Source organism: Nostoc flagelliforme FACHB-838, from assembly GCF_014698065.1.
In the GTDB taxonomy this organism is placed as follows: Bacteria; Cyanobacteriota; Cyanobacteriia; order Cyanobacteriales; family Nostocaceae; genus Nostoc; species Nostoc flagelliforme_B.
On the sequence record NZ_JACJSI010000128.1, the window covers coordinates 1 to 17,630 of the forward strand.

Sequence of the window (17,630 nt, forward strand, 5' to 3'; positions counted from 1 at the left end):
AAGGAATTGCGTTATTCCATCAGCGTCTTCCCCATCCTCGACTTGGGCCCATAGAGAACAACCTAAATCGAGTGATTCAAAATTGCCGAGATTGAATTTTCTGGAATAGCTAACAGATACAGTTGTGAATTTCATTTTGGTTATCAATTTTCTTCATTAGTATCAACCATCTCAAAGCTGAGTCTTTGACATAGATCACCAGCTTTTACACCAATAATTCCCGGTTCAATTTCAGTAGATAATTCTTCGATGATTGAATGAAAGCCAGGGTCTTCATCATTGATTTCAACCTCAATCAAACCTGCTTTGTTTGATATAACAGTTGCCCAACTTGGGCTTTGCTTGAGAAATACTCGTTGCATAGAATTTCATGATTCTGTTTCCTGATTAAACTTGACCTCAACGATTTCTTGCACACAACCCATTACCTCAGCCAAATAGTGCAGAACATCGCCCAAGTGAGTCGCTGCTTCTGGGTCAATCTTCTTATCAGCAATCAACAAGAGCCAGTTTTCATCTTGAGCAATCGCCTGAATATTTACGTAGCACGAGTTGAATTGCTTCAGTATTTTTATCGGTTCCATTGCTTTATCCAATGAGTTATTTTGGTGTTTTGCGATAAACTGATAATTTGGCTTTGTTATAGACGTTTTGGTGGGTCTTAGTGCCCACCGCTTTCCTTACGCTGCAACCAAATCTTTCACTTGTGGCACGTATTTCTTTAACCGCTCCCAGTCCTCAAAAGTCAGCGCATCAAATTCTTTATCGAGTAACTCTTCTTCTGTGGGTGGTTGTTCTGTAGCCGTTCTTGATATCCTTGCCACGTTCATGAAGCCGTCTAGACCGACTGCTGCATCAATCGGCTCGGCATATCGAAGAGAATCCACTCCGTTAGACCAGTGTGTAATATGCTGAAATATCACCCCAATCATCGAATCAGCTTTGTACACTCGATAATTCCTGGGGCAAGCTCCATTGACATACACGAGTTTGTATCCAGGGATTTCCGTGACCTCTGCGCTGGGGTCGGTTGGAGACAACAGTATCTTGTCAAGAGACTCTTTCAACTGAGTTTGTTCAAGAGAAAGTGGGCTAATCATATTTCGTATGCCATGATTTGAATTGTCATAAATCCTGTTGTAAGGCGATTGCATTTCTCTTGGAGAAGTAACCGTCCTTTCTCACTTCCAGGGCTAAGGATTTCTTACACCTTTGCATTCGCATCTGCTGTCGGTAGGAGAGTTTTCTCTTGATAGTCACCTACTTGAAATGAGAGGTTACTTGCTGTACCTTATGTCATGATTGTGTTTATTCGAGATTAAACTCGTGGCGATTGCATAACTCTATGGCTGCAATCGCTTTTTCTCACTTCCAGGACTAAGGATTTCTTACACATCCGCATTTGCATCTGTAGCAGGTAGGAGAATTTCCTTCTGACAGCCACCTACTTGAAGTAAGAGGTTACTTGCTGTACTTCGTGTCATGATTGTGTTTATTCGGGAACTTCTTGGCGATTGCAATTCTTTTGGTGTGCAATCGCCTTTCTCGCTTTCAGCAACTAAGCCGCTACTGTCGCTCTGACTCCTAACGAGGCAATCACAATTTCAGCACTCGGAGCCACACGATTGACTCCGTACTGTCTGGGTCTTGCATACCAACCCTCTTCATCCCAACCAACGAAGCCAACTAACTTGCCCTGGCGATAGACTTTCGTACTAAATACTAGATAGTCAATCTCACCGTGGTACAAACCAAAAACAGTGCAAGCTTCTTTCAACTCGGACTCTAAGCGCTGATTCCGTTCCCGTGGGGTTTCTGGTAGAGTCGCTTTTACCTCTGCAACTCTTGTAGCGAACCAGTCTCGGTCGAAGGGTAGCCGTCCGCCACCGACAAACTGCACCCATACTGTGATTCCGCCTTCTATCCAGATAGTGCGAACTGATTCGGGTTGGACTTCGATAATCTCGCCAATGATACGACGGTCACGAGATGTCAGGGGGTCTTGGGTTGGGGCTACAGCTTCGGCTTGGGTTTCGAGGTGGGTGTACAGTTCTGCTTGGGCGAGGGCTTGCTCGTCTTTGGAAGGAGCATCGGCAACTGTGACTATTTGATTAAGCTTAAAGCTTGAAGGTGCTTGATGTGTGCAAACGGATTGCGTCATAATTATATTCCTGACTCATGCTTTGGGTTAGGTTTTCGCAAAAGGCGATCGCTAGTTGTCCAGACTGCGGCGGTCGTTTTTTGCTTGTCTAAATCTAGTATAACGCTTATGTCATGCAATGTCAAACAATGCATAACATAAAGCTACAACCATTGCAACAAAGGGGTTATACTAGCCCGTAAGAGTGTCAAACATTTGTCGTGCAAGCATGATTAAAATATGGTGGAACAAATGAAAGCAGATGGGCAAATGGCTTTTAGAATTAATAGCAGTCTTAAAGATGATTTTGCCAAACAAGCACAAACTGAGGGTAAAAAGCCATCACAATTAGTAATTGAGTTGATGACAGATTACCTGAAGCGTAAACGAGAGAATCAACAAGACGACTTCGTTAGAATTAAACAGCTTTTAGAGAAACACGAGATGGAAATCTCTCAACTTAAGGAACAGCAGCAAGAGCTTGTGGGAAAATCGTCAGCCTGAGAGAAGAAAATGAATCTCTCAGGCTGCAACGTGATCGTTTTTTGCAAGCAATTCAAGAAATTTCCAAAGAAAGCCCGCCTCCACCGTCACGGTAAGGCGGGTTAAGTTTTTTTAATCTGAATTGTTGTGCATTTACCAACAATGCACAACAATAAGCTATCATAAATCAGTATGGATAAAAAATCATAGGCAACAAGATTGTCTTCCTTAGCTCAAATTGTTCACAACATGAAAAATTAAATATTATTGCCTTAGCTTTGCTATTAACCGAGTAACGCAGGCTCTAGAAGCAGTATGTAAAAACTCAAAACCCCCAGCGCTGCCTAGAAAACAATCGCTAAGGGTTAATTCCACGAACTACTTTGTAAGTTCATGACTACTCAAACAATATCAAATTCTCCTGCACTATGCACAGAGGGTAATGCTGTTATTGACTACAACCCCGGAACAACATCACTTCTAAATTACAGTGTTGTCAACACCAGCATCCAGGAAACCTTCACCGCAATCGACCGATTCGAGTGGCAAGCGGTAAATGAAATCCTCCAGATGAGGGAACAACAGCTTTACCTGCAAGCTGGATATAAAAACTTTGAAGAATACTGCCAGCGTGAGTTATGCGTCTGGGGTGGATACCGACGAATCAATCAACTGCTAGGAGCCAAAAAGGTCATAGACGCGGTTGGTGAGTTGGGCGGACATATCAAAAATGAGCGTCAGGCTCGTCCACTACTTCGCTTAGTCAAGGAACCAGAAAAACTTAAAGCTGCTGTAACGCTCGCTCTGAAAGATAACCCTGACCCAAGTGTTTCAGATTTTGCGGCTGCTGCCCAAAAAGTGGTTCCTCAACTTCCACGCAAAAAACAATCTATTCAGGAACCATTGGTTCCCAAAATTCAAGAACCAGTGGTTCCTCAAAAAGCTATTGTCACAGTTTCACAACAGTCACACCCAAGATATGGAGAAGAGGGAACCATTGAGGCAGATGCACCGAATCGCTGGCAACAGATTGTCACCTTTGCTGATGGCGAAAGGTTGTTGATCAACAATGCTGATGCCCCAAGCGTTCCATTCCCCAGAGAACGCACTTACCCCGCAGAATATACGGAAGCGATCGCTGCACTCAAAGAGCAACACCAGCAGGAGCTAGAGCGACTTACTCAGGAATTGAGAATTGGTTTGCAAGCAGAGGCAGGGGCTAAAGCTGAAGCCCAGGTACAAGAGCAAATCCAATCTCTGCAAAACTTGTACAGGCAGCAGAAAGAGCAAAACGTTCAATTACAGCAACGGCTGGATGAAATGGAGGGGTTGAAAAAGCTGGAAATTGAAAATCAACAACTCCAGCAACGCATTCAGGAATTAGAACACGCCGTAGAAGAGCGTCCTGTCCAACAGTGGGGAAATACCATGACGCAACAGGCAACCAAAGCTTTGAATAAGCAGGTAAAACAAGCCCTAGAAAAAACCATTGACCTGCGATCGCTAGCCCAGGAACCACCCAAAGAGAATGCCCAGGAATGCTTACGGTTAATGGGTATGGCATTAAAAAATCTCGCTAGTGCCATGAACAACACCCAAGCGTTAGAAGCTGCTGCGATAATTTTGGGAAGTGAGCCAACACCACAGGCTATCGCCTACCGTGCCGAACAATTGGAAATGCTGCCCCAAGCGGTTAGTGATATTAGGTCATTGCTGGCTAAACCTGCGTGTACATGGCAGGACTATTGGGCAGTGGCGCAAGAGTATGAGGTAATCAAACAAGATTACTGGGCGGAATTGACCACCCAGGAAATAGATTTAATTACTGCTCTCCAGAAAGCATCATCTAAACCGGACACAATTGGCGTTGGCTCTACTGTTGCCCATGCTGACCCATATCACACTTTGTATGTGGCCAGAGGAGAAGTGATTGAGGATTTAGGAGACGAGGTAATCGTTGCATGGGATCACTGGCAGAAGGAATCCAAGAAAACTGATAGGTATTTCCGAGATGAGTTGCGGTTTTGGCAACCTCAATAGGCTTTCAGTGTATCGGTAACTTTTTAGACAAATAAATATCGAACTAAACCCTGCGATGCTTACGGCGGTAAACAACGCTGTAGGGAAATTTCCGTGCGTCAAAATAATAGGAGATTATGAAATGACTGCAACTATTACAAAACCCAAGCTCAAAAAGGCTGCTGCTAAAGCACAATCACCGTATAAGCGGCTTCATGTGATTATTCCCATAGAGGATTTGCTCTGGGCATCACAGCAAAAGCCGTCTGTTAACCAACTGTGGCAGGAGTGTTGGACGGCTGACCCTTATGGTTCTCGGTGGATGCCGCTAACAAGTGCTTTGGGTTACAGTACTTTTATCTCTGCGAAGAAAATTCTATCTGAAAGTGGACTGTTCATTTTCAAACCGGATAAGTCGATTCAGGATGGCCGGGAGACAGTGAAGTGGATGGTGCAGAATTTACACGGTAGCCGAATGAAGGAGTTCTGGGAGAAAGCCAATTCTCTTAATCAGCAACCAGATTCTGAAAAACAAGAACCAAATGCTGAGATTTCAGAGATAGATGCTGGCTGTGAAGAAATACGTGCTTTAAATCAAGCATCTATTTTAGATATAACTGAACCAGAGCAAGCATTCCAGGAACCCTCACGAACTACTCAAGAACAGCTAACGAACTCTTCAAAAGAGTTCGTTAGCTGTGTCTCTGACACGCTTACACGAAATCCGCGTGAGGACGAAACGGCGAGTGCACCCTTGGGGGGCGCTTCGCCTCAGACTGTTGAAAGCGTGTCAGAGAAGGAGAAAGACTCGCCTACGGCGAATGACTGTACATCGCTAACGCTTGTGGAAGCTGTACAGGGTGAATCTACTTCGTTGTTGGCTGAAAATCAGGACTGTGGCGTTGAGCCGAAAGACTTTCATGAAGGCACTTGTTGCGCCGCGCTCGTCGCTAAAAATGAATTTTCTTCAAGTTTGGCGATCGCTAATCAAATACAGGGGCAGGTAGAACAGGGTTATTCTGCTTCCTTGCTGGAAAAAAACCAAGTCTCTGGTGTTGAAGTGAAAGCCGATCAAGAGGGTGAAAGTTCCGCCGTGTCCGTGCCACAATCTGAAAAGTGGTCGCATGAGACTATTGTCATAAGGTCGAATCTGCGACCGGAGCGGATGCAGAAACTGAAAGTTGCGGCGAATTCGGGGCAGAATCCAGGTTTTGAATTCTTGCAGGAGTGCTGGAGTGACGATCCGGCTTTGCAGATCGTGATCAAGAAATTGCTGGCGAAGTTTCCGCAGTGGGGGATTGCGATTGTGGATGGGGTGTTGGTTGATTGGGAGAGGTAACAATCACACTATTTCAGAATAACGTGCAGCTAAAGCGATTGCTGTTTGACCTTTTTTGAATTGTTTTGACGTGCTTATCCACTCTTGTGCAGAAGGTGTAGATCAAGATTCACTTGCATTGATACCGGGAAGCGACCAATTATTTTCTGAAAAGGGGGACGCATAATCTGCGACTCGCTCCCATCCCCACTTATAATATTAACTCTGCTTCTAACGTTGGCGTTATCAAGGAGAAATCTTTTAGCAGCACCAATTTTTCCCATCGCACTTCTTGGAGAACAATTATCACTTTACCTTGCTTTTGTTCTTAACCGAGAAGTATTGATTGGTACTCCAGCCCTTCCACCCAAACCTCGTGGAAAGTCTCCTGGTTGGGAACCAGGAAAAAAGCGTCACCGTAAAAACCGATGCCCAATTGTTAAAAAACAGTAACACCACCACGCAAATAACCATCAGTTGCTGTTTAATACTCAAGATTATTCATAGGGCTTACTAAGTCTCTGATTAACTCAGCCTTGCTGAGTCTTTTTGCATGGCTTAGTCTAAACTCCAGTAAGACGATTTTCCAACTCAAAGGCCTAACGCTTCACCATTTCTCGGTAGTGTTGAGAACAGCGATCGCTGTTTAATAATTTGGACTAGGCGATACTCAAATTAACTCGCACGATCACATCGTTGAAATCTTTGTCTCCACCATGTGCTAAATCCTCAAAGCCAAAGACATTATTACCTAACAAGCGAATGTGATCTACTTTATCAGTATTAGCTCCCAAGAACGGAAAGTAAACTGCTGGATTATTATTGGGATTGGTATCCAGTAAAGCATCAGGACTACCATTGGCAATAATAAATGGTGCAAAGATAGAACCTGGTTGTAAAGTTCCACTGTAAGTTGCCGTACCTTGGTTATTAACTGTGAGGTCAATGCCTGCCACCCGCCCACGAATGGCGGCTTCAGTATAACCTGCCTGTCCAGTTAAAATATCGATCGTGCCATCGCCGTTAGTATCAATCCCCCCATTTTCATCAGTTACTTTATAGAAGCCAATGAAATTGCTGAAAGCAGCTTCTCTGTTAACTACAAAATCAGCTTTTACCTCCGTTGTCACCCCACGCAAATCAATCATTGCTCCTTGGGATTTACCTTGAAGATTTGTACCTAGAGGTAATAAATCATTGGTGGACTGAATCTTTACTACCATATCCTTGAATTCAGCAGAGCTATTACTACCATCTTTCCACGCCAGGGCGAACTGTTCTGCACCCAAGTCAGTAATCTTTTGTTTTAATGGGTCAGAAAATATAATATCTGTGAGTGGCGTTACTCCAGCTTTTACCGCATTAGTCGTGCTATTTTTAACTAGGTAAAACCTCAAGTTATCACTGGAGTTAAATTCCAGCATCTGGGTCAGATTGTTGGCATTAAATCCATTGGGAAGATTGGAAATAGCCGAGAAAATTACCTGACTTCGCTCTAAAGCGGCTTGAGTGTAACCGGCGACTCCTGGTGCAATACCATTGATGTTACCACTAGCATCATCAACGGTGAATACTCCCAGTTCATTAACTAGATTAGAATTTCTTTCTGTCAGCGTGACTTGAATTTTTGATTTGCCACTGCTATTGGAGATTTTGAAGATATCATCGGCAATTTTTGCCAGTTTGAAGGTAGGTACGCCGTTATTGCGTTCGACAGCTAAGGCAAATGTGTCAATGGTACTTACACCACTATTATCTTTAGCTCGTACCTCAATGGTCAAATTTCCAAAATCGGCATTAGTGGGAGTACCGCTAAAGATCCGAGTTGTTGCATCAAATGCAAGCCAGTTTGGTAGTGGATTACCGTTTCCTAATGTGGCTGAGTAGGTGAGGCTATCCCCTGTATCCACGTCAGAGAAGATATTAGTAGGAAGAAGGAGGCTGAAGGCGGTGTCTTCTGTGGCATTTTGGTCGGCAATGGCGTTAGCAACCGTAGGTGCATCATTAACTGATGTGATCTGTAGCGTTACCGTTTGGGAAGCTGTTCCGCCTTTGCCATCGCTGACAGTATAGCTAAAGGTGCCAGCGCCACTATTAGCATTCGCAACAGGAACAAAAGCTAAACCTTGTAATTCCTCAGCAGTCAAATTTTGGTTGCCTGCAAGAGTTGTACCATTAGCAAGGCGGATAAATCCTTTATCAAAGTTGGGAATGCTGGTAACTTGAATGGTTAGAGCATCGTTATCGGCATCGGTTGGTGCCGCGATATTTAATGCAGTTGAGTTGCTATCTTCAGCGACGGTGAGGGTTTTGTTCTGTGGGACTACAGGAGAACTATTACCAGCGTCAACAACAGTGACAACGGCATCCGCTTGAGTGGGTACATCTTCGAGATGACCGACATTATCACGGGAGACGGTGTAGAAGCCGTAGCTAAGTCCGTTTTGGCCTGTATAGGTGGCTGAAGTCTCTGTCGTATCGTCTAGCCAGAGAACAGGTGCCCCACCATCTACAGAAACAAACACATCGTAGTTAGCGATACCGCTGCCTGGGTCATTGCCTGACCAGGAAACTGCAATGTCTTTGCTAGAGGTGGTTTGAGGGAAGGCAGTAACACTGCTTGCTGGCCCAGTGACATCAACAGTGTTGCGGTGAACGGGGGTATTAATTGGCTCATTGGTATCAAAGACGATGCTGGCTTCAGCGGTTAATTCTGTGGTGGTAACGAGTCCGTCTTTAGCTTTGATGCGGTAGGAGACAAACCCTTCCCCGGCATGTTGGTCGTTGTTGGGAGGTAGGAAGCCAGCAAAGACATCGGTGGGGAGGTCGTTGGTAGCTGGGTCGATGGTTCGCAGTGTCCACACCATTTCCCCAGTTGTAGGCTTAAAGTTACCGTTGACATCGACAACGTAGCCACTACCATCGTTTAGGTCAACTCTGGTGCTGTAGGTTTGTAAGCCTTGGGGGACGTTGACATAGATATTGCCGAAGCCAAAGTTACTCAGTTCCAGGCTACTCCAGTTGAGGTCGGAGTCTAGTTGTTGGGTGACGGTGACGAAGACGGCAGATGCACCAGCATCTTCAGCATTCTCGAAGCGAATCATGTAGGGCAGAACTTGATTGGGGATGAGCCAACCTTCTGCGCCATAACCTGCGGGACCTACTACATCGTTGGGGTCACGGGATACAATGACTGGAACGGGATTGTTAGGGCCTGGTTCATTAGGAGTAGGTGGTGGCGGTGGTGGATCACATTTAGGGTCCCATTCAAATACGTCGGGTGTTATACCAAGCAAAGAGTTGAGACCTTCACCAATACCGCGCAAAGTAGGTGCTGAAAAAGCAGCAGGTACCGCCATTGCCATTTCTGCAAGTTTTCCAACGGTTTCACCTTTTTCTCCTGCCAGTCCTTTTCCAACATCGGAAGGTAAATTACCACCAATCGGAAGAGTTTTGTCTTGAGAACTGGCGACCATTTGACCAATACCAACTCCTATTTGGTAGCCACCTAAAACTATGCCTACAGCTCCGCCTATTACTGCTAATGGAGCAGCAGCTACACCAGCGGCCGCGAGACCACCAATAGCTAATCCTACTCCTAACGCTCCAACTCCAAAGTTAAATGCACCCATTCTAAAGCCTGATGCACAGAAAAGCCCAGATGGATCAATAGCATTAGTAGGATTGTTTTGAGTGTATCTGTATAAATTGACTCCTCCAAGAATACCAATAGGATCTTGCTGGGTGAAACGTCCTTCTTGAGCGTTGTAGAATCTTGCTCGCATGAAGTCGAGTCCATTGCCCTCATCCATCACGCCCCATTGCCCAACATATTCAAAGGGGTTAGCGATGCCCTCGACTTTGCTTAATTCTTCACCATAAGGGAGGAAGCTGTAAGAGTTAACATACTTGCCTGTTGTTCCTGTCAAACCTGCCGTGGAACCAATGGCATCAAAGTCGTAATAAGCGGTATTCGTACCATTAGCTCGGCTTTCTAAGCCTAATCCGTGGGTGTAGTTAGCAATCAAATTGCCATTACCGCTGTATTCTCCAACGACATTAGTTAAACCAGTCGGATCGAGCAAGTATTCTGTGCGTTGACCGTTGTGAGTTACTGCGGTTCTGTCTCCAAAGGCATTGTATTCATAATTCCAGGTACCTTCAGGAGTGGTGACACCAACTAAACGATTGTCTGAATTGTAACTGTAAGTAGAAGTTTTACCGCCTTCTGTTTTGCTGACTAAATTGCCATCCGTATCGTAGGTATAGCTGGCATCACCAGCATTGAGATATTGATTTAAATCATTAGTGTTGTAAGGCGTTTCCACTCCATTGTCAGTAAGAGTCGTGCGGTTTCCAGCGGCATCGTATTTGTACTGGATCTGCTGACCATTCGGTAGACCTACCGAAGTCAGTTGTCCCGCAGCATCGTAGCCATAGTTCCATGTACCCTCCAGGGTAGTCATGCCGGTACGGCGACCCAGGTTGTCGTAGGTGTAGCTAAAGCGAGAGTTAACGCTATCGTCAGGGGCATAGTTAGCTACCGATAGCAACTGACCTGCTAAATCATAGCTATAGGTGGTGTAAGTTCCATTGCTTTTATCTTCACGGGCAAGGCGACCTACGACATCATAGCTATAGCTGACAGTATTCTCACCACTGCCATTGGTTAAACTCGTTAACCGCCCTAAACTGTCATAGCTATAGTTAACAGTAAACCCACTCTGGTCTTGCATTTGTGTGCGACGACCAGCCGTATCGTAGGTGTATTGTAAGAAGCGCCCATTAGGATAAGTAATTTTAGTCAGGCGGTCAGCACTATCGTAATTTAGATATGTGGTACCTACTGCATCTGTAGCAGAGGTCAGATTACCGCGATTATCGTAGGTAAACTCAACCTGTTTACCATCCGAATAAGACTTGCTGATGAGTTGATTGCTTGCGTCATAGGTATAGCCAATTGCTTGACCGCGACGGTTAAGTGACTGCGTTAAATTGCCCTTGGCATCGTAACTAAACTGCTCCTTGCTGCCATCATCGTAAGTAATCGACAGCATATTGCCACGACTATCGTAGTCGTAACCGATAACGTTACCTTTGGCATCGCGAACGCTACTCAGTTGATTAAGATTCGGCTCGTAGGTAAATTGAGTTTGATTACCTAAAGGATCGACTTGGCTGGTGAGATTGCCGCGCAGGTCGTAGCTGAAGCTAGAAATATTATTCTCAGGAGCAATTATGCGGCTCAAATTGCCGTTTTCGTCGTAGCGGAACTGAGTCATGCGACCCAGAGGATCGATTGACTGACCAACTTGACCTGACCCATTCAACTTTAACTGTGTGACAGCACCCATAGCATCGGTGAGTTTAACCCCACCTACAGAATCGTATTGATAAGTAATTGCATCAGTGCCGTTATTGGAACTTTCCTTAATTAGACGACCCTGAGTATCGTATTCAAACAATTGTTGAGTTCCATCAGCATAAGTGACAGAGCTAAGGGCGTGTTGGGTAGCTCCAGGGGTAGTTATATAGCTGTAGCTTGTTGTACCTTCGGGGGTGGAGACGCTAAGCAAATGTTCACCTGTACTATCATAGGTATAGGTGCTAGTACGCCCTGCTTGATCTGTTACCTGAGTAATTTTACCCTGGGCATTATAGGTATAGGTCAGGCTATCGCCGTTAGTATAGGTAACACCCGTCAATCGATTGTTGGTATAAGCAGTTTGGGCACGGTTGCCGTTGGTGTCTTCGATGTAATCTAGCTTGCCATCAGCCAGGAAGCGCAGGACTGTTCCACCTTGTTCCCGCAGTTGATAGGTATCGCCAACTTTTGTCAGTGTCGAAAACCCATCATCATGATTGTGGTAGCTGCCATCCTCATGTAACTCATATAGGCGGGAGCCTCCTGGCATTTCTACCGTGACATTACCATCGGCGTCTGTGGTTGCTTTGATGTCCCACTCAAAGGTGCGACCTCGCCCAAATTCGCTCTGAGTGAAGCGTTGGGTAATATTGCCGTAGTTGCTGGCTTGCAGAAATTCAAACGCTAGTAAGTCAGAAACACTATTTTCGTATTCTCCCAACCGACTGAGATAGGTGGCATTCTCGGCTAACACAGCCTGGTATTGCCGAACTTCACTACCAACTGACTTAATAAAATTATCCCAGATAACATTCCACGCTTCAGGCGAAACTGATTCTGGACGGGTTTGATTTTTGAGTGCATTCCAGTCAATAGTTGTAGGTAAGTAACCAATTGCTAAGGGTGCTCCTAGCCCGCCACCCGTTAATGGAGTTTGAAAAAAGGTCTCCGCTCTGTCAACTGAGAAGTTAATCGTAGTATTGGCAGTAGTAGGATCGGGCTGGAATAGTGCTGTAAAACTACCACTAGCTCCAGGAGCCAGTACCCCTGCTGCTCCTGATGGGTTAATGCCTAAAAACTGGAGACGAGTTTCTGTAAATTCATCGTCTCCAGCCAGCCGCATTTTGGCACCATCAGCCTTCAACGTCAGCAAAGGCACAACGATATCCGTATCCCCAACGTTGCGATAAGTGACCGTCACTTCACCCGTCCACCAGGGACGCACAGCATCCGGTGTAGTTAAAAATATCTCTAAATTATCAAAACCCGGTACAGATACCTTGGAAGAATTGTTGACACTGAACCCATCTTCAGCAACCGCAGTTCCCGCTTTATCTGTAACCCGAACATCATAGGCACCAGTAGCCAAACCACTAAGGTCAAAGGTTCCGGTTAAGGTTGTGTTGTCTAGCCAAGTGACCTGAGACGCTGCCCTTTGTGTACCATCTGAGGCTATTAAAGTGAGCTGAGCATCAGGGGTAAACTGATTTCCTTGAACTGTAATCGTTGTTGTCTGACCTTGAGTAGTTTGATTGCTACCCTGGTTAGGTGAAATACTGCGAATTTGGAAAGGTGTTGCGATTGGCGAGGGGTTGGCAGTCAGTTGTAAATTGTAATTCGTATTGTTAGCGCCATACTGATAGACCTGAACGTAGTAGCTTCCTGCTTCTAATTCAGTATTTATCGATTCAGGCTCAGTACCACTTAAATTAGCGCTAGTGATGAAATTGCCATTACTGTCAAGTAACTGAACCTCGGCATCAGCAGTCAAGCCGTTTAGCAATAACTGAACCTGGCTCTTTTGGATGAGTTGAAAGCGATAAAAGTCTCTAGAATCAATAGCCCCAACAAAATCACTGTAGGTTTGAGTTCCCGACAGAATGCTAAGATTGCGAGCAGATTCTAAACTGTTTCCAGCTAGATCGGGAATTGCTGTCGTGGAAGCTTCCAGGGTGTAGATAGAATCTTCTGTTCCTCGATCGATCCGAATATAGTAATCCCCTGAGAAAAGTTGAGTATCGATTAAGGCAACGCCATTCTGATCGGAAGAAGAATTTAACAGTAGATTCCCATTTTGATCAAGTAAATTAATATTTGTATTAGCAGTAACACCATTTAACTTAAGAGCGACACTGCCATCTTTATTGAGCTTAAAGCGATAAAAATCTTGTTGATTGCTATTGCTAAGAGAATCTTGAAACGTTTTAGTGCCAAATAGCACTCCCATATCTATAGTGTCAGCATCGACCAAATCGAGGTTGAGAATTGCTGAACCGAACTGATTGCCTACTCTTTCTAAAAAGCCAGAGCTTGGAGTATTATTAAACCGAGAAAGAAAGAAATTATTAATTGCAAGGTCTTGGTCTTGATTAAATACTCCATCTTTGTTTAAGTCGATAATTAAACTGCTACCTAAGCGAGCTAGCCCCGTAGCTCCTGTGGTCATACCTGTTAACGAAATGTTGGCAGAGTTTAGTGTCAGCCTATCTGCACCACCGCTATCATTAATTTGGCTACCAGCAGCGTTAGCAGCATCTAGAACATAAGTATCGTTTCCTTCACCTCCGTATAGAGTGTCAGCACCACCACCTCCAGCGATCGTGTCATTGCCATCACCTGTAGTAATGTTGTCGTCAGTCCCCGTCCCAGTAATTTCAAACCGCTCGATGTTGAGGAAGTTAACTTCATCGCTAGAAGCTTGATAAAAGCCGTTGAATCCGCCTGCCCCATTACGAAAGCCATTGGTACTCATGCCACTAGCTGTATTGCTGGAGTAATCGACAATCAGCAAGTCATTGCCTTCCCCACCATTGACTCCGTCAACTCCTAATCCAGCGTTGATAGTGTCGTCGCCACTGCCGGTATCGAAGATGTTGTTCTCCCGTTGGTTGAAGCTAATAACATCGTTACCGCTGCCGATGGTCAGATAAGTAAATCGTTCAATATTGGTGACACTAGTACCATCGGCAAGGTTGATGGGAGCGTAGGTTGTCGTCCCCAAATCATTAACTATGAATGCTTCCGTTGCTGAACCAAAGTTGCCATCAACTAGAGTGTCAATACCTTCTCCACCGTCAATGATATTGATGCCCATGCCACCGCTGATGACATCATTTCCAACCGCGCCGTTAATCGTGTCGTTGCCGTCAGCACCATCAATGGTGTCGTTGCCTGCTCCGCCGTCAATCACGTCATTGCCATCACCTGTCGTAATGTTGTCGTCAGCGCCAGTACCCGTAATTTGAAACCGCTCGATGTTGGAAAATGAAACCTCATTGCTAAGGGCTTGATAAGAGCCAATGAATCCGCCTGCCCCATTGCTGCGAAAGCCATTGGTACTCATGCCACTAGCTGTACTGCTGGAGTAATCGACAATCAGCAAGTCATTGCCTTCCCCACCATTGACTCCGTCAACTCCTAATCCAGCGTTGATAGTGTCGTCGCTAGAGGTTCCAGTTATTGTGTTATTTCCATTATCACCAATGAAATTTTGCTGTTCAACTGATTTAGCTTGTCCGTCAACATTAATAACTGCCGAATCATCTTCCGCCTTTAAACGCGCTAATTTTTTATTACCAAGACTTTCTCCCTGTACTAATATTGAGAAAATCGCTCCCTCATCGCCAGCGCTATCGGTGTTATTCAAAACACTATCAACTTGATGTCCGATTTCTTCTAATAACAAACTAACAATATTTTTTAGATTTCCCTGATTTGCTTGCAAAAACTCCCAGGATAAGTAGATTCTATTGGTAGATGTCCCATAAGCACCATTTGCTCCATTGATATCTGCTGCATGGCGAATCTCTATCTGAGGAAAATTACTAAAATTCCCAGTTGACCATGCTGCCTTTAAAGAATCAACCTCAACTCCTTCTCCAAAAGCGATCGCCATCTTTTGGCTAAAATTAAGCTCTTTGGCAAAGCTCTTAAGATACCCTTTTACCAGAAATAAAGCTTGTTCTAAAGCAGTTAACTGTGCAGGGTCAAGGATTAAAGAGGATTTGACAATTAAATTGTTACCAAGGATGTTTGCATTTTTCATATTCGGCTGCTTTGTTGCGTGGGAAGAGAATTGGCTCAGATTCTTCGGCTAAAACTTTCCATATGCAAATTCTACTACTTGGTAGAAAGTCAAAAGGTCATATGATAGTTAACTTTTATTTCTACGTAGAAAAATGACGGTAGATGTATCTCGAAGCAGGGTACAAGAACTTTGAAGAATACTGCCAAAGCGAATTGTCTGCCTGGGGAGACTACCGACGAATCAACCAACTGCTAGGGGCAAAGAAAGTCATTGACATAGTTGGCAAATTGGGGGGACACATTAGAAACGAGCGTCAGGCTTGTCCTTTACTGCGGCTAGTACCGTGCGGCATAAATACATATACCATTGTTAAGCCTTGCAATCAATCAAATGCTTGTAGCTTTTAATGGTCTGCTTATTTACGCCGCGCTGTACTAGTAAAGGAACCAGAGAAACTAAAACAAGCTGTAACGCTAGCTCTGAAAGAAAACCCCTCCCCAAGTGAATCAGATTTTGCGGCTGCTGCAAATATTGTGGTTCCTCAACTTCCACGCAAAAAGCAATCTATTCAGGAACCAATGGTTCCTAAAATTCAAGAACCAGTGGTTCCTCAAAAAGCTATTGTCACAGTTTCACAACAGTCACACCCAAGGTATGGAGAAGAGGGAACCATTGAGGCAGACGCACCGAATCGCTGGCAACAGATTGTCACTTTTGCTGATGGCGAGAGGTTGTCGATCAACAATGCTGATTTAGATGCTGCGAGCGTTCCACTCCCCAGAGAGCGAAATTATTCACCAGAATACACAGAAGCGATCGCTGCACTCGAAGAACGCCATAAACAGGAACTAGAACGACTTTCCCAGGAATTGAGAATTGGTTTGCAAACAGAGGCCGCAGCTAGAGCCGAAGCCCAGGTACAAGAACAAATCCAATCCTTGCAAAACCTGTACAAGCAGCAGAGGGAGCAAAATATCCAGTTACAGCAACGGCTGGATGAAATGGAGGGGTTACAGAAACTGGAGATTGAGAACCAACAGCTTAAGCAGCGCATTCAAGATTTGGAAAACGCGGTTGAACAGCGCCCTTCTCAACAGTGGGGAAATACCATGACCCAGCAAGCGACTAAAGTTTTGAACAAGCAAGTGAAGCAAGCCTTGGAAAAAACAATTGATCTGCGATCGCTAGCCCAGGAACCGCCCAAAGAAAATGCCCAAGAATGTCTGCGGCTTATGGGTATGGCATTGAAAAACTTAGCCAGTGCTATGAACAATACCCAAGCACTCGAAGCTGCGGCAATCATTCTTGGGAGTGAGCCGACACTACAGGCTATCGCATATCGAGCCGAACAACTGGAAATGCTGCCCCAGGCGGTTAGTGATATCCGGCAGGTACTGTCAAAGCCTGGGTGTAGCTGGGAGGAGTTTTGGAATGTTGCTCAAGAGTACGAAGTGATTAAACAGGACTACTGGGCGGAATTGACCACCCAAGAAACAGAGTTAATTACCACTCTTCAGAATGTATTCTCTCAACCGGACACTATTGGCATCGGCTCTATTATTGCTCATGCTGACCCATACCGCACTTTGTATGTCGAGAGGGGTGAAGTAGTAGAAGAATTAGGAGATGAGGTGATAGTCGCTTGGGATTGTTGGAAGGAGCAATCGAAAAAGACTGACAGGTATTTCCGGGATGAATTGCGATTCTGGCAGGGTGAGAAAAAGTAGATAAAACTCGCCTCTAGCAAAAAGACTTAAACGCGGGATGGGTGCAATGTCGCTCACATTGTCATGGAAAAATAAAGGAAGGGAATATGACTACAGCGTTAAAAGCAATCAACGGTGGCAGCAAACAGCGAAACGAGCGGAAACTTGCTGACGCAGATAAATCGATTAGACCACACTGTAAAGTATCGATTGAGGATATTAACTGGGTTCGTCAGCAGCCTCCGTCTGTGCAGCAGCTACGGTTAGATAGCGTGGCGGCTGAACAATTTGGTGGTTCTGCCCACAAACTCGATACTAACCTCACCTACAAATCTTTACAAAAAGCAGGGGCGGCGTTAACTGCCCAAGGATTGTTTCAGTTTGAGGAAGTGTTTGGCCGCTTGCCTTCCGGTAGACCAGGATTGATTAGTTACCGTGTCCGTAACCTTCACGGTTATTATACCAATTTTATATGAAGGTGCATATAATAGAGAAAACAAACTCTATAAATTAAAATAACCATGAGCCGCCCTTTTAAGATTGAAATCGCAGAGAGCGAAGAAGAACTTAAA

Annotated in this window: 9 protein-coding genes and 1 pseudogene; 5 read left to right on the forward strand and 5 right to left on the reverse strand. The window is 44.9% G+C overall.

Annotated elements, in window-relative coordinates:
* Window positions 1-143: 143 nt before the first annotated feature.
* From H6G97_RS32200 to H6G97_RS32215, 4 genes are all read right to left on the reverse strand, one after another.
* Complete coding sequence (locus tag H6G97_RS32200) at window positions 144-362, reverse strand: hypothetical protein (RefSeq protein ID WP_190944538.1); 219 nt, start codon at window positions 360-362, stop codon at window positions 144-146.
* A gap of 6 nt (window positions 363-368) precedes the next feature.
* A complete protein-coding gene (locus H6G97_RS32205) occupies window positions 369-584 on the reverse strand; it encodes a hypothetical protein (RefSeq protein ID WP_190944539.1) in 216 nt (71 codons plus the stop codon).
* 96 nt (window positions 585-680) lie between these two features.
* Window positions 681-1,100, reverse strand: a complete 420-nt coding sequence (locus H6G97_RS32210; protein ID WP_190944540.1) for a hypothetical protein — start codon at window positions 1,098-1,100, stop codon at window positions 681-683.
* Between the two features lie 458 nt (window positions 1,101-1,558).
* On the reverse strand, window positions 1,559-2,161 hold the full coding sequence (locus H6G97_RS32215; RefSeq protein ID WP_190944541.1) for a hypothetical protein: 603 nt from the start codon (window positions 2,159-2,161) through the stop codon (window positions 1,559-1,561).
* A 219-nt stretch (window positions 2,162-2,380) separates the two neighbouring features.
* Between H6G97_RS32215 and H6G97_RS32220 the strand changes: the two genes are divergently transcribed.
* The 3 genes from H6G97_RS32220 (at window position 2,381) to H6G97_RS32230 (ending at window position 5,981) form a co-directional block, all read left to right on the forward strand.
* Window positions 2,381-2,644 (forward strand): hypothetical protein, encoded by a 264-nt coding sequence (locus H6G97_RS32220; protein WP_190944542.1) that lies wholly within the window; start codon window positions 2,381-2,383, stop codon window positions 2,642-2,644.
* Between the two features lie 372 nt (window positions 2,645-3,016).
* Window positions 3,017-4,663, forward strand: coding sequence for a hypothetical protein (locus tag H6G97_RS53140; protein ID WP_242055500.1), 1,647 nt, complete (start codon window positions 3,017-3,019; stop codon window positions 4,661-4,663).
* Between the two features lie 121 nt (window positions 4,664-4,784).
* Complete coding sequence (locus H6G97_RS32230; protein WP_190944543.1) at window positions 4,785-5,981, forward strand: hypothetical protein; 1,197 nt, start codon at window positions 4,785-4,787, stop codon at window positions 5,979-5,981.
* A 638-nt stretch (window positions 5,982-6,619) separates the two neighbouring features.
* Here the strand turns inward: H6G97_RS32230 and H6G97_RS53145 are convergent.
* Window positions 6,620-15,370 (reverse strand): DUF4114 domain-containing protein, encoded by an 8,751-nt coding sequence (locus H6G97_RS53145; protein ID WP_242055507.1) that lies wholly within the window; start codon window positions 15,368-15,370, stop codon window positions 6,620-6,622.
* Between the two features lie 143 nt (window positions 15,371-15,513).
* Here H6G97_RS53145 and H6G97_RS32285 point away from each other — a divergent pair.
* Together H6G97_RS32285 and H6G97_RS32290 are read left to right on the forward strand one after the other, a co-directional pair.
* A pseudogene (locus H6G97_RS32285) lies at window positions 15,514-17,079 on the forward strand (hypothetical protein).
* An 86-nt stretch (window positions 17,080-17,165) separates the two neighbouring features.
* A complete protein-coding gene (locus H6G97_RS32290) occupies window positions 17,166-17,534 on the forward strand; it encodes a hypothetical protein (RefSeq protein ID WP_242055509.1) in 369 nt (122 codons plus the stop codon).
* Window positions 17,535-17,630: the final 96 nt, after the last annotated feature.

Bases quoted from the DNA above. Each gene is read 5' to 3' on its own strand.
- H6G97_RS32200 (WP_190944538.1), bottom strand. From the start codon at position 362: ATGCAACGAGTATTTCTCAAGCAAAGCCCAAGTTGGGCAACTGTTATA.
- H6G97_RS53140 (WP_242055500.1), top strand. From the start codon at position 3,017: ATGACTACTCAAACAATATCAAATTCTCCTGCACTATGCACAGAGGGT.
- H6G97_RS32290 (WP_242055509.1), top strand. From the start codon at position 17,166: ATGACTACAGCGTTAAAAGCAATCAACGGTGGCAGCAAACAGCGAAAC.
- H6G97_RS32215 (WP_190944541.1), bottom strand. From the start codon at position 2,161: ATGACGCAATCCGTTTGCACACATCAAGCACCTTCAAGCTTTAAGCTT.
- H6G97_RS32230 (WP_190944543.1), top strand. From the start codon at position 4,785: ATGACTGCAACTATTACAAAACCCAAGCTCAAAAAGGCTGCTGCTAAA.
- H6G97_RS53145 (WP_242055507.1), bottom strand. From the start codon at position 15,370: ATGAAAAATGCAAACATCCTTGGTAACAATTTAATTGTCAAATCCTCT.
- H6G97_RS32220 (WP_190944542.1), top strand. From the start codon at position 2,381: ATGGTGGAACAAATGAAAGCAGATGGGCAAATGGCTTTTAGAATTAAT.
- H6G97_RS32205 (WP_190944539.1), bottom strand. From the start codon at position 584: ATGGAACCGATAAAAATACTGAAGCAATTCAACTCGTGCTACGTAAAT.
- H6G97_RS32210 (WP_190944540.1), bottom strand. From the start codon at position 1,100: ATGATTAGCCCACTTTCTCTTGAACAAACTCAGTTGAAAGAGTCTCTT.